General features: G+C 42.8%; 8 protein-coding genes. 1 reads left to right on the top strand and 7 read right to left on the bottom strand.

The features are described from left to right. Nucleotides 1-275 precede the first annotated feature (275 nt). The 6 genes from GW828_RS08835 to malQ all read right to left on the bottom strand — a co-directional run bounded on the left by GW828_RS08835 (nucleotide 276) and on the right by malQ (nucleotide 12,538). A complete protein-coding gene (locus tag GW828_RS08835) occupies nucleotides 276-2,006 on the bottom strand; it encodes a glycogen synthase (protein ID WP_273058151.1) in 1,731 nt (576 codons plus the stop codon). 9 nt (nucleotides 2,007-2,015) lie between these two features. After that, nucleotides 2,016-3,278 carry a glucose-1-phosphate adenylyltransferase gene (gene glgC / locus GW828_RS08830; RefSeq protein ID WP_124014731.1) on the bottom strand — a complete coding sequence of 421 codons (1,263 nt, stop codon included), beginning with the start codon at nucleotides 3,276-3,278 and terminating at the stop codon, nucleotides 2,016-2,018. 95 nt (nucleotides 3,279-3,373) lie between these two features. Continuing rightward, the gene (locus GW828_RS08825) at nucleotides 3,374-5,932 is read right to left on the bottom strand and encodes a glycogen/starch/alpha-glucan phosphorylase (RefSeq protein ID WP_273058152.1); all 2,559 of its coding nucleotides are present in this window, start codon (nucleotides 5,930-5,932) and stop codon (nucleotides 3,374-3,376) included. Next, nucleotides 5,932-8,031, bottom strand: coding sequence for a glycogen debranching protein GlgX (glgX, locus tag GW828_RS08820; RefSeq protein ID WP_273058153.1), 2,100 nt, complete (start codon nucleotides 8,029-8,031; stop codon nucleotides 5,932-5,934). The genes GW828_RS08825 and glgX overlap by 1 nt, the downstream gene beginning before the upstream one ends. Nucleotides 8,032-8,079: 48 nt before the next feature. Further along, on the bottom strand, nucleotides 8,080-10,305 hold the full coding sequence (glgB, locus tag GW828_RS08815) for a 1,4-alpha-glucan branching protein GlgB (protein WP_273058176.1): 2,226 nt from the start codon (nucleotides 10,303-10,305) through the stop codon (nucleotides 8,080-8,082). A 10-nt stretch (nucleotides 10,306-10,315) separates the two neighbouring features. Next, nucleotides 10,316-12,538: a 4-alpha-glucanotransferase gene (gene malQ / locus GW828_RS08810; RefSeq protein ID WP_273058154.1), complete on the bottom strand. Its 2,223-nt coding sequence runs from the start codon at nucleotides 12,536-12,538 to the stop codon at nucleotides 10,316-10,318. Nucleotides 12,539-13,131: 593 nt separating this feature from the next. On the opposite strand from malQ, the gene GW828_RS08805 reads away from it, so the two are divergent. Then, nucleotides 13,132-13,707: a CoA pyrophosphatase gene (locus GW828_RS08805; RefSeq protein WP_124014726.1), complete on the top strand. Its 576-nt coding sequence runs from the start codon at nucleotides 13,132-13,134 to the stop codon at nucleotides 13,705-13,707. A 93-nt stretch (nucleotides 13,708-13,800) separates the two neighbouring features. On the opposite strand, the gene GW828_RS08800 is transcribed toward GW828_RS08805, so the two are convergent. Further along, nucleotides 13,801-14,136, bottom strand: coding sequence for a hypothetical protein (locus GW828_RS08800; RefSeq protein WP_124014725.1), 336 nt, complete (start codon nucleotides 14,134-14,136; stop codon nucleotides 13,801-13,803). Nucleotides 14,137-14,270 lie beyond the last annotated feature (134 nt).

Genomic DNA, 14,270 nt, shown 5'->3' with positions numbered 1-14,270 from the left:
CAACATCGTTCGATGGCTCAGCACAACGCTTCGACATAAAGTGCACTATATAAAGTCGTCAGCTATTTAGCAGGTGAAGTTTAAGTGGTTATTGGAAGACAAAAAAGCCAATCAATTTGATTGGCTTTTTTATTGGCTGATTGAGCACTTACGGCTATCAATACAAAGAGTGCCAAGAGCTGCCTGCTACTCGTTTGCTAATAATTTGAGTAACCGGTTGAGTGCTACCTAGTCACATTATCCAATATGATTCGCTTGGACACTGACTGGATAGCTCAACTGCTCACATATAACTTTTCAATATATTGTTTAGCAACCTCATCCCAGGTGAATCGTTGTTTAGCGGCATTTTGTTTCACTTGCTTCCAAGTATCACTGCCAAATAACTCGAGCACTTGAGTAAAACGCTCAACCAAGGCTTCACCTTGTGCCGCCAGTGTTGCACCGTTAAATACCCAGCCACTGACATTATCTTCAATCGTATCATTGAGCCCCCCCACGCCATGAACTAAGCATGGTTGGCCTGCCCGCATCGCGAGCATTTGACTGATCCCGCAAGGCTCAAATGAACTGGGCATTAAAAACAAGCTGCCCAAGCGATAAAGTTGCTCAGATAAAGCTTCGTCATAACCATGTAAAAACACAAAGTTATCATAACGTGCTGCGGTAGCTTGTAATGCATTAGCAATATTCACATCACCACTACCAAGTAACATAAACACGCCATTAGGTTGATGTTTCTTGAGTGATTCGAGAATAGCCTCTAACACTGTTTTCGCCGAGGCATGAATTTTAGTGGCGTGAGTTGGGTTAAAAGGCTGCAACAGAATCAACACTTTTTGTTCTGTTAAACGCCCAACTGAGGTCAGTAAAAATCGTTGCTCATCATCTGACACACTGCTTTTTAAGGCGGTTAAGTGATGATAGTCGGCTAATATAGTCTGCTTAGATTGACTGATCCGTGTTAACGCAATGGAATCTAATACACTCAACTGGCTTGTTTTAGTTTGCCACTTAATGACGGCATTCTCAGCTTGAAGTAATAACGCCCAATACTCGCTCTGCTGAGTAGGCTGGGCTTGATTGGATTTATGGCTAACATCATCATAAACGCAGCCATTAATGATCCCAACCACATTACCTTGTAAAGACTTAACCACTAAATCGGCCTCTAACCCTTCGCCACCAAAAAAGCCTTTGTGATAGTCAGATGGCATTAACACTTCTTGCGCATAACTGGGCGACACTAAATGCACTTTGTCACTGAGTACAATGCCCATGCGCATCGGATTAACACAATTGCTGTAACGAGGGTCAAATATACTGGTATCGGCAATAAGGTTTAATTTACCCACATATTGCGGAAACCAATGGGCAAACGATGAATCATCGCCAATAAAAGGCCTGATCCCTTGTAAGGCCAAATTGTGAATGGTAAACACACAAGGTAATGCTCTCAGCGCAGAAAAATCATCTACGCATCCACGCAGCATGGCAACCATTGCACTGTGCCAGTCATGTAAATGCAACACCTCAAACTGTGGTAATAATTTATTCACCAAGCACGTGGCCACACTAAGAGAAAACAGTGCAAACTTGGTTGCATCTTCGGCAAACGGTCTGTCTGCCGAACCACTGCAATACACTTGGCCTTGGTGATTAAATAGAGGATGATCAAATAGATAGATTTGAGCTACCGCGTCATCCCATTGATCTTCAGCCATATTAAGGATGGCATCTTTATGTTGTGGTCTTGGCAAGCGATAAACCGCTACAGTATGGCGCTGGCCGGCAAAATCAACTTCAACATCAGCCATGTGTGCGGCATGATAATGTTGCGCTAAGAAGCCATAATTTGGCATGGCCACATCGGCTATTACGCCGCATTGTGCCAATGCTGGCGGCAAATCACGGATGACATCCGCCATGCCCCCAACTTTAGCGCCATGCAGTGCATCATTTTCTGCTGCCACCAGCAGGACTCGTTTTACACTCGCAGGAGTCATCTAGGATCCTTATTCAAAGCCAACCGCTAAACCTAACATTTTGCGGGTTACCAAGGTAATGCCTTTTTCTGACACCCTAAAACCCCTCGCCTTGTCATGTTCTTGATTATAACCAATCGACATGCCTTCAGGAATAATACAACCCCGATCTAAAATGGCATTTTTTATTTTGCAATTCTTCAGTACCACCACATCGGGTAATAATACCGAATCTTTGACTGAGGAATAAGAACACACACGCACCTCGTCAAATAGCACGCTTCGTTTCACTTTGGCACCAGAGATAATACAACCGCCGGAAACGATCGAATCAACTGCCATACCGCGGCGATTATCATCATCAAACACAAACTTAGCCGGTGGCAGCTGTTCCTGATATGTCCAAATAGGCCACTTAGCATCGTATAAATTTAATGCTGGTGTTGGCGACAATAACTCCATATTCGCTTGGAAAAATGAATCTAAGGTACCCACATCGCGCCAATAGGCTGGCTCATCAGACACTGAAGTTGTAAAAGGAAACGCGAACACATTATGTGTTTTGATAATTGCCGGAATAATATCTTTGCCAAAATCACGATCTGAGCTTTCGTTATTGGCATCTTTTCTTAATTGTTCGAACAAAAATTTAGTATTAAAAACATAGTTGCCCATTGAGGCTAAACACTTTTCTGGATCAGTTGGGGTTGGCTTAGGCTCTGCGGGCTTTTCTTCAAAACCAATGACCCGATTATCACTATCAACTTCCATCACTCCAAATGCACCTGCCGCTTCTGCAATTGGGGTTTCTAAACAACACACTGTCATATCGGCACCCGACTCAGCATGAGCTGCGAGCAAACCAGCATAATCCATACGATAAATATGATCGCCAGATAAAATCATCACATACTTAGGGATTTCATGCCGAATAATGTCAATATTTTGAAATACCGCATCGGCAGTACCTTGATACCAGTTACCAGATGTTTGCTGTGACGCAGGTAAAATCTCAACCGATTCCCCTAGTTCCTTTTTGAAATGACCCCAGCCACGAGTAACATGTCGAATTAAAGAATGTGACTTATATTGCGTCACCACTCCCACTCTTCGTATTCCTGAGTTAATACAGTTTGATAACGGAAAGTCGATAATGCGATACTTACCACCAAAATAAAGCGCAGGTTTCGCACGCCAGTCGGTTAATTCATACAACCGAGAACCTCGACCACCCGCTAATATCAACGCATAGGTATCACGAGTTAAATTACTAATATAACGAACATTACTCATAAGCAGACTCCATTTGGCTATTCAACTTAGCCACCAATAAACAAACATTAATCTACGATTTACGTTAATTACAGCGTCGCTGCACTTTCCTTGTATTACTTTTTCATCCATATTTCATCGCGGTAGCCCGCTATGGTGTTGTCGCTTGAAAAACGCCCACTGGCGGCAGTATTTCGAATACTTATTTTTTGCCAGCTATCTTGATCAAGATACGTCTTAGCGACCTGCTCTTGTGCTAAACAATAACTGTCAAAATCAGCAGCGGTCATCCACTGATCATTAGGATCAATTATTGAAGCGATAATGTCGTTAAAAATACCCGGTTCGACCAAATTAAAATGGCCACTTTTTAGCATACTCATGACCCCATTAAGGGCTGTTGAATGCTCAACAATGTGTTGCGGTTGATAATTTATCCGCGCTTGAGCGACTTGGTTAGCATCTAAACCAAATAAGAAGAAATTATCATCACCCACCTCTTCCAGCATCTCAATATTGGCGCCATCTAAAGTACCAATCGTTAAGGCTCCATTCATCATGAATTTCATGTTTCCTGTGCCCGACGCCTCTTTACCTGCTGTAGATATTTGCTCAGATAAATCGGTACCCGGACATATTTTTTCCATGGCACTGACGTTATAGTTGGGCAAAAATGCCATGCGTAAAAATGGCGTGACCAAAGGATCGGAATTGACCATATGAGCGACATTATTAGCCAGTTTAATAATTTGCTTGGCCATGGCGTAACCTGGTGCGGCTTTGCCTCCTATGAGTACACAGCGTGGCACCATATTCTGCGTATCGCCACTTAAAATACGGCGATATAAATGAATCACATGGAGGATATTCAGGAGCTGACGTTTATATTCATGAATACGCTTCACTTGCACATCAAACATCATTAGTGGGTCAAACTCAACATCGCATTGCTGCTTCACAAATGTGCTTAGCGCTTGTTTATTTTCAAACTTAATTTGCGCCCATTCTTTAACGAACTGCTTGTCACTGCTAAAAGCATTGAGTGCGGTAAGACGAGATAAATCATTGATCCATTCGTCACCTAAACGACGGCAAATAAGTGCCGATAACTTAGGATTACAATACGCAAGCCAACGCCTTGGGGTAACACCGTTGGTTTTATTATTAAATTTATCGGGCCACAATTGATAAAAGTCATTAAACAGCCCTTGTTTAAGTAGCTGAGTATGCAAACCCGCCACACCATTAACTGAAAAACTGGCGACTATGGCTAAATATGCCATCCTAATATGTTGCTCGGGGCCTTCTTCGACAATCGACATACTGGCTAACTTTTGAATATCTCCCGGCCAATGGTGAGCCACGTGTTCTAAATAACGAGCATTAATTTCGAAGATAATTTCGACAATGCGTGGCAACATGTTTTTCATCATAGGTACCGACCAGCGCTCTAACGCTTCGGGCAGTAAAGTATGATTGGTATAGGCCATAGATTGACTGGTAATCGCCCATGCTGCATCCCAACTCAAACTGTATTTATCCAGTAACAGTCGCATTAACTCAGGTACGGCAATGCTGGGGTGAGTATCATTAAGCTGTAACACGTTATGTTCACTAAACTGGCTGAAGTCTTCACCAAATTGACTAACGTAACGGGCCAGTAAATCTTGCAAACTGGCTGATGATAAAAAGTATTGCTGGCGTAGTCGTAATTCTTTGCCATTCACACTCGAATCATTTGGGTATAACACCATGGTGATTTGTTCAGCCAAATTTTTAGTGGCAACGGCTTCAGCATAATCGCCCTCGTTAAACTCGGCTAAATCAAATTCGTCATTCGCTTCTGCTTTCCATAAACGCAGCGTATTGATACGACCATTCTTAAATCCTGGGATTGGCATATCATAAGGGACAGCTAACACATTTTGCGTATCTGCCCACACATGATGTCGATGTCCATGCTTATCAACATAAGTTTCGGTATGACCAAAAAAAGGCACGCTAACAATACGGTTAGAGAGGCGAACTTCCCATGGGTTGCCATGACGTAACCAGCGATCGGGACGTTCTACTTGATAACCATCGACAATCTTTTGCGCAAACATGCCATATTGGTAACGAATCCCATAACCAGTAACCGATAAGTCTAAACTCGCACAACTGTCTAAAAAGCATGCCGCTAAGCGCCCAAGTCCACCATTACCAAGACCAGCATCTTGTTCAACTTGCTCAATATCTTCTAAGCTGGTGGCGTAATCGGTTAACACCTGTTGGGCATCAGCAGTAATGTCTAAACTCAACAATGCATTACCTAGGGCTCGGCCCATTAGAAATTCAAGTGATAAGTATGCGACCTGTTTTTGTTGATATTGATTGTCTTTAATCCGTGTTTGACGCCAGTTATCGAGCATTTGTTCTTTAACGCTTTGCGCCACGGCATTGAAAAGCTCATGTTGTTCATGTTCGTCACGACATAGCCCGTAGCGGATATGTCGGGCAAGTGATGCCGATAAACTGTCACAGGGTTCACAAGGATCATGATGAGCACTAACCACCTTGTCAGCTTGCGAGGCCGCCACGACATTTTCTTTACTCGTCGCCTTAGTGCTAGCTTTACTGCGACTGGCACGCACAGTGGTTTTTTTTACACTGGCGTTATCTTTTGCTGTGGTCATCAATGACTCCTAGTAAATTCGGTATGAAATAGCATTAAACTACGACTGATTACATTCACTTGCTTATTAGCATCGACTTCGGGTTCACTTTCTTGGGTATGCAGTAAGCAATGCCAATGGCGAAAATGGGCTAATTGCGGCAGAGTAAATTGGTGGGGTAACTCATCGACATTAATCATCAATAATAACGCTTCGGTACTTTCCGCCACCGCACCAATGTCGGCATCCGCTAGATTACCGGTTAAAATCACGCTTAAGGTACGGGTATGATGTTCACACCAATTTGATTTATTCATCACCTCACCTTGGCGGTTAAACCAAGCTAAACCGTTATCAAATAAGGCTTCTGGTTTATGAATAAAAGCTTGGTGACACAGCATAGGAAAGCGTTTGCGCAAGCTGATCAACTGCGCAGTAAAATTCACTAACGACCAATCTATTTGCTCCCAGTCAAACCAGCCGATAGGATTATCTTGGCAATAGGCGTTATTATTGCCTTGTTGTGTTTGACTTGATTCATCACCCGCCAACAACATGGGCACGCCCTGAGACAACAATAAACAGGTTAATAAATTGCGTTTTTGTCGCGATCGAATGGCATTAATTGCTTCATCGGCAGATTCGCCTTCAATACCATAGTTGTAACTGCAGTTTTCTTGATGACCATCACGGTTATCCTCACCGTTAGCCAAGTTATGGCGATCGTTGTAGCTCACCAAATCATGTAGGCTAAAGCCATCATGACTGGTGATAAAATTAATACTCGCCGCAGGGCCTCGGCCGTTATGTTCAAAGAAATCACTCGAGCCATGAAATCGCTTGGCAAATTCAGGTAATAAACCACTATCCCCACGCCAAAAACGGCGCATTGCATCACGGTAGCGATCATTCCATTCACTGAATGCTACGGGATAATTACCGAGCTGATAACCACCGGGGCCGATATCCCAAGGCTCGGCAATGAGCTTAACCTTGCACAATACTGGGTCTTGGGTAATAGCATCAAAGAATCCACTTCCGGGATCAAAACCATAAGCCTCACGGCCAAGACAACTGGCGAGATCAAATCGAAACCCATCGACGCCCATAATTTCGACCCAATAACGCAAAGAGTCCATGACTAACATTAATACTTGCGGATGATTGAGATTAAAGGTGTTACCACAACCAGTATCGTTAATATTAAAGCGCTTATCATTAGGCAATAAACGGTAATAACTGGCATTATCGATACCGCGAAAACTGTACGTCGGCCCTAAATGGTTTCCTTCGGCGGTATGGTTAAATACCACATCGAGGATCACTTCAATCCCTGCTGCGTGAAGTGTTGAGACCATTTGCCTAAACTCAGCAATATCCCCCTCATCAGATAAATAAGCAGAATGCGGCGCCATAAAGGCAATACTGTTATAGCCCCAATAGTTATTGAGGCCTTTTTCAATCAAAAAAGGCTCATCGAAAAAGCCATGCACGGGCAATAACTCTACGCTAGTAATACCAACATTTTGTAAGTAATCGACTATCGGCTTGCTCGCTAGGCCCGCAAAGGTGCCTTTTTTTGTTGCATCGACCTGTGGATGTTGTTGAGTAAACCCCTTTACATGGGTCTCATAGATAATGCTTCGAGCCAGACTAATATTGAGTGGTACGATTGGAATGTCTTTAACAAACTCATAATCGATCACTTGCGCTTTGGGTAAATAAGGCGCGCTGTCTTGAGTATCAAATGACAAATCTTCATCAAGGGCATTAATGTCATAACCATAGACTGCCGGATGGTATTTTAGCTCTCCCACCAGCTTTTTTGCATATGGGTCGAGGAGCAATTTATGGTGATTAAAACGATGGCCAAGCTGCGGTTGATAGGGCCCAAAAACGCGGTAACCATACAAAAGCCCAGCTTGAGCATTGGCTAGATGACAGTGCCAAATTTGCCGTGTTTTCTCAGTCATAATGTACTGAGCAACCTCAATTTCCCCCGTGGCATCAAAGATACACAACACCACTTTGGTGGCATGTGCTGAAAATAACGAAAAATTCACTCCGCTATTATCAACCGTCGCCCCCAGTGGATAAGGATAACCGCTGCTTATACCCATAACATGCCCTTTTGAAATCAAACCCTGCTGTTTTAACATGTTGCACTATTATGGCAACTCATGCGGTTCCGGTGCCCAAATACTGCATGCCAGTGGTGGCACTGTAATCACTAAACTGTAAGGCATGCCTTGCCATTCTGTTGCTTGTATTTCATACGTTGCATCATTGACAACATGACTGCCGCCATAATGACGGTGGTCACTGTTAAGTATTTCGTTATAGGACTGGTCGGTTGGCACCCCAATTCTAAAGTGGTGAAAAACCTGTGGCGACATGTTGACCACAATCACCACAGGTTGTTGTTTATCAATACCAAAACGACAAAATACTAAAATGTTATCGTCGGCATTATTGCAGTCGAGCCATTGAAAACCATCACTGTTGTGATCGCGTTGATATAACGCAGGATATTGCTGATAACACTGATTGAGATCGCGTACCCAATCTTGCACGCCTTGATGCGGCGTATAGTTTAATAAATGCCAGTCAAGGCTCTGGTTATGGTTCCACTCATTGCGCTGGGCAAACTCATTGCCCATAAACAATAACTTTTTGCCCGGATGTGCCCACATGAAACCGTAATAAGCGCGTAACGTAGCAAATTTCTGCCAATCGTCGCCGGGGATTTTATGTAATAACGACCCCTTGCCGTGGACAACTTCATCATGACTAAGCGACAAAATAAATTGTTCGGTAAAGGCATACACTAAGCTAAATGTCAGCTCACCATGGTGATAACGTCTGAACAAAGGATCGCTGCTGATGTAACGCAGTGTGTCGTTCATCCAGCCCATGTTCCATTTAAAACCAAAACCTAAGCCGTTATTACTGGTCGCTTGAGTCACGCCTGGCCACGCAGTTGATTCCTCAGCGATCATATTAATGCCAGGAAAACATTGGTACATGCGCGCATTAAGCTCTTGTAGAAAGCTGATAGCTTGAAGGTTTTCTCGGCCACCCAGTTCATTGGGGATCCATTGGTCGGCTGTGCGGCTGTAATCGAGATATAACATCGACGACACAGCATCAAGGCGTAAACCATCAAAATGGAATTCGTTTAGCCAGTAATAGGCATTGCTGTATAAGAAACTGCGGACTTCCGCGCGACCATAATTATAAATTAGCGTATCCCAATCAGGGTGCTCACCTCGGCGCGGATCTTCATGTTCATATAAGCAGCTACCATCAAATCTCACCAGCCCGTGTGGATCTCGAGGAAAGTGTGCGGGTACCCAATCAAGCAATACTGCAATACCTTGCAAATGACATTCATCGATAAAGGCTTTAAGACCATTAGCGTCGCCAAAGCGATAGGTAGGCGCAAATAACCCGACAGGTTGATAACCCCAAGAACCGTCAAATGGATACTCACTGATCGGCATCAATTGCAAATGTGTAAAGCCCATTTCTTTGACATACGGCACCAGTTCGGCAATGAGCTGTGAATAATCGGTGTAATCTTGACCGTCATCACCACTACGACGCCATGAGGCTAATTGCACTTCATAAATAGACATAGGTTGAGCATGAGGCTCACGGCTAGCTCGTTCAGTTAACCATTCGCCATCTTGCCAGTCATAGTGATCAAGATTAGGGATTTTTGACGCATTGTGCGGCGACGGTTGCATGGCAACGGCATAGGGATCAGATTTAATAATCTCATTGCCATGAACATCGCAAATAGCGAACTTATAGTGTTGATCAGGTTCAACATCTGCAATAAAAATATCCCACAACCCACTCGCAGGATGGTGGCGCAACACATGGCGTTTTTTGTCCCATAAGTTAAAATCGCCCACCACAGCCACTTGCTTGGCATTTGGCGCCCACACACAAAAATGCACACCTTTAACATCATGATGCTCGCGCCAGTTAGCCCCTTGAAAATGATAAGTTTGTAACTGACTACCTTCACCGAATAAATACACATCATCAGGATTGAGTAAACTATCAAACTGATAAGGATCATTGATGAGCTGTTCACACAGTGGGTATTGCACTCGCAATAAGTAAGCAAAAGGTTTCACTCTGCGGCCCATTTTACCGGCAAACAAACCTTGTTGATTAACCTGTTCAAGACTGGCCACTTTACGGAGATCTTTTGCGTTTAACACATCGATACTCAGTGCACCGGGAAGTAAGCAACGAACAATTAATCCTTTATTATCACTACTACTGTGCATACCAAGTAATGAAAACACGTCAGTGTACTCACCATTTAATAAGGCTATTTCACTATCTTGCTGAAAATACGGGGTCGCTACAGTCATAATCAGTGATCCATTAATGGCCGAGTGTATCGGATGAGGGAATGTTTACAGCACTAACGCTGCTTCGGGCGTTGCTGCGAGGTTGTCGTGCACAAGCTATCGCTTCAAGACGTTGTTGTACTTTAGGACTTTGGGACATTTGCTTAATAGACAAAGGTAACCTGCGCTGCCAGTTAGGGAACTCTTTCCAAGTACCAGGAATATTAACCCCATGCTTATCAGCGACTAAGTCACTTAATTGCACACTAAACAATTGTGCATTGCCTTTGGCGGCAACACTTATCCAAGCCAGTAACACACTGTCAAACTCTAATTCATCCACTGAAGATGTGGGCAGTGGTAACTCAAACCCATGTTCGCGGATAAGTAAATCGACTAATTGTATTTTTTCTTGCTGACGCTGCGCTAAAAGCTGCTGTAATTTATCATCGGTTTCGATCAAATTAAGCTGACGTCGTAGACGTAAATCGTCGCCAGACCACCAGGCAAATAATGTAGGAACATCATGATTAGCTAGCATCATCAAGCTCTGGCGCTTGTGTTCTTGTGGAGACTTGAAGCCGTGATAATCTTTACAGAAATAGAATAATTCGTTCGAAAAAATACCCGCGTCACGCAAACAAGCCACTATTTCTGGCGGAACTATGCCTAAGTCCTCACCAATAACGACACAACGCGCTCGTTGGCTTTCTAAACACACAATAGCTAATAAGGTTTCAAGCGGGTAATAGACATAGCTGCCATTGCCTAAATCGTCCTGTAACGGCCACCACCATAGACGCAGCAACCCCATGACATGGTCGATCCTCAAGGCTCCGCAACTTTGCATATTACTGCGAACCAGTTGGATAAAGTGGCTAAAGTCATGTTGTTTTAGTTTGACAGGATCAAATGGAGTTAAGCCCCAATTTTGGCCTTGCTCGGCAAACGGATCTGGCGGCGCGCCGATACTGGCGTTATCGCAAAAAAAATCAACATTTGCACTCACCTCCGCCCCATGGCTAATGGCACCAACAGCTAAATCACGGATCAGTCCAATACTCATGCCGCACTGCTTCGCATTAAGCTGACAAGCTTGTAATTGCTCATTGGCAATGAACTGTAAATATAAATAAAACCCAGCATCATGAGTGAAATTTTTAGATGCCAATTTCAATTCCATGGCGACAAATTGCATTAATGCAACGTTATCTTGTTCTATGAATGCCAAATACTCTTTAAATCTGGGGGTTTCATACTTAACATGGTCCAAGCAAAATATTTGATACAGTTTTTCAAATGCTGCATATTTTAACTGCTGAACTTCATCATAGTTAATCAAATGAGCTTGATTGAGGATCTGTCTTTTTTGTTGCCATTTTTGTGATAATAACTCCCCATCAAGGGCGTTATATTCACCAACGGCTTCAATTTGTATGTATAAGGGATTTAAACGACGACGATCCGTTGGGCTATATGGGCTGGGATTATCTGGCTGGCTGATGTCTAAAGCATGAAGTGGATTAAGCAGAATAAAATCAGCACCAGCATGAGCCGCGTAATCAATCAGTTCGGCTAAATTGCCAAAATCGCCTATGCCCCATTGCGCATCATTACGTAATGCATAAAGCTGCGCATTCAGTCCCCAAAACTGTTTATCTGTTTGTGCTAAACGACCTTGATAGGCCATAGATGGAGAGACCATTAATTGCCCACGCAACACATCAGGATGAACTGGATCATTGATAAAGGATAAACTCAATGAGTAGTATCCTAACTGCAGACTAGAGTGAACAAAAAATAAGCGATACTGACAATAACGCTGACCGTTAATATGGTATTCACCGACAACAATACAGTCATTGACCTGTGCAGAGATCGAGATAGAGTGTGCATTTTCACCGTGGATCTTGATGCTAAAAGCACCTGAATCACGCTCTGGTAAGTAAATATCAACATGAGGCTTATCAATTAAACACCATTGAAAGTTATGCAGTGGCTTTAACCAAGGTTGGATATCGAGCTGGCTGATCTTAGCTGCAACCTGTGACTCTGATAATGGTTGATGATAAGACTCATTGAGATGACATAACGCTTCGCTATGACGGCTAAAAGCATGTTGATGACCTGAAGATGGTAACAACATTGTGGTTAAAATACCCTGCCTGTCCTTAGCGGGTATATGAACAAGATTACCGAAACAATCGATAAACTCTGCCCCTACGCCTTGCAAATACAGTAACTTTTCTAGCTCCATATTTGTCCTCCTCGCGTGAATTAACTACTGAAAATACAGCAGTTACCATGCCAGTTAATCATAACAAATTGACTACAGATTAATGGCAGTAAAATGACAAAACATATTACTTATAAATCAGATGGTTAATTAAATTCAATTTAACAAATATTGTTACTTGTGACGCTCATCTGCGATTAGTTATCGCACAGAAATAGTGCAGAAGATACAAAAAAAGTGCATAACATCATAAAGTTTGCTTTGCTATTGCCATAAAATAGCGCAGCTAAATAGAAGAGACTTACAGATGAATTAATGATCATCAGTAGACCACTGATTAGCTACCAATAGCATTTGCCTGCTATTGATGAAAGATTAATAAAATAGGAACGAAATATTGATTTACTATAGACGGGTTATTGAATGGTATTAAATTTATAACAGGTGTTGTTTTTCTATAAGATATCTAAGCGCACTCATATCGATCATTGTGGTAAAATGCCACCATTAAATGGCTCCGTTATGCTGGTTAAGCTTTGGTAGATACCATCGAAGATTGTGACTATTTACGACTAAAACAGCCAGATATAATGAATAGGATCCAGACGTTACCAATGAATAAACACGAATTCACTTTACGCTATAACTTACATCGGCTGCGCTCAACCATCACCTCTGCGCCCAAATCATATCTTGGTCGTCAAGCCGCGGTGTTAATTGCAGTAATGGAAGTCGATCAGCAACTGCATATTATGTTAACTCGGCGTCCTATGCATTTACGTCACCATCCTGGTCAAATAAGCTTTCCTGGCGGTAAAGTTGAGCCAAATGATAGGGATATTATTCATACGGCACTGCGCGAAGCGCACGAAGAAATAGGATTACAGCCTGAAAATGTCGATATTCTAGGGATTTTTCCTGCGCACAAAACCTTTACTGGTTTTGAAATTACCCCTGTGGTAGCGATGGTAAAGCAGCCTTTTGAATTGGTGCTAGATCCTGGTGAAGTTGAAGATTGCTTTTTGGTACCACTCAATTTTTTTATTGAGCGCAGCAACCGCCATAACATGTTTCATTATCGTCATGGGGCAAGGTATCAAGTTCACTTTATGCCTTTTGAAGACAAGTTTATTTGGGGGGTTACCGCCGCCATTATCGACTTATTGTGTCGTCATATCGATGTCAATTAAGCCTATAACATTGGCGATTTAAATAACAATCCAATTCAACACCCAAACGGTAACCACTTTTATTGGCTTCTGCATGAGCATTAATCGACACATCTACACCACGTAACGAATGTACAAACCCGCAGACACTGACACCAAAAACAACAACGGAATATTAACCCAAAACCCTATGCGCGTAGTGGCCTTAGCATAAAAATTTACCAGCAGGTTGAGAAAACTAACACCGGCACACCACCAAATTAGGTATTCTAATTTAATGGTTAACTGTGGATCCCAGTTTAAGCGGACCGTGGCGCCCTTACTCAAAAAGTACCCTACGGCTCTATCGGGTCTGGCTTCGCCAAAGATAATCAATGCATAAATGGCTAAGCTCCAGCCTAATAATGACAAAATAGTCAACACCACTTGTATAATACCTAAACGAGACATGGCCTTTTCCTTGGTTAACGAGAGAATACGAGGCTAATTCGCCAAATATTTAATCGACTTACTCAAAAGTATCACAATAATCTTTATAGAATAGCGTTTTCAGCTTGAGAAAAGCCACCAGCAAGGTAAGATAA

It is taken from the genome of Shewanella vesiculosa (assembly GCF_009994065.1).
In the GTDB taxonomy this organism is placed as follows: Bacteria; Pseudomonadota; Gammaproteobacteria; order Enterobacterales; family Shewanellaceae; genus Shewanella; species Shewanella vesiculosa.
This window is presented reverse-complemented; position numbering and strand designations above follow the sequence as displayed.

Coding starts and splice junctions, on each gene's coding strand:
- GW828_RS08835 (WP_273058151.1), bottom strand. CDS start 2,006: ATGACTCCTGCGAGTGTAAAACGAGTCCTGCTGGTGGCAGCAGAAAAT.
- glgC (WP_124014731.1), bottom strand. CDS start 3,278: ATGAGTAATGTTCGTTATATTAGTAATTTAACTCGTGATACCTATGCG.
- GW828_RS08825 (WP_273058152.1), bottom strand. CDS start 5,932: ATGACCACAGCAAAAGATAACGCCAGTGTAAAAAAAACCACTGTGCGT.
- glgX (WP_273058153.1), bottom strand. CDS start 8,031: ATGGGTATAAGCAGCGGTTATCCTTATCCACTGGGGGCGACGGTTGAT.
- malQ (WP_273058154.1), bottom strand. CDS start 12,538: ATGGAGCTAGAAAAGTTACTGTATTTGCAAGGCGTAGGGGCAGAGTTT.
- GW828_RS08805 (WP_124014726.1), top strand. CDS start 13,132: ATGAATAAACACGAATTCACTTTACGCTATAACTTACATCGGCTGCGC.
- GW828_RS08800 (WP_124014725.1), bottom strand. CDS start 14,136: ATGTCTCGTTTAGGTATTATACAAGTGGTGTTGACTATTTTGTCATTA.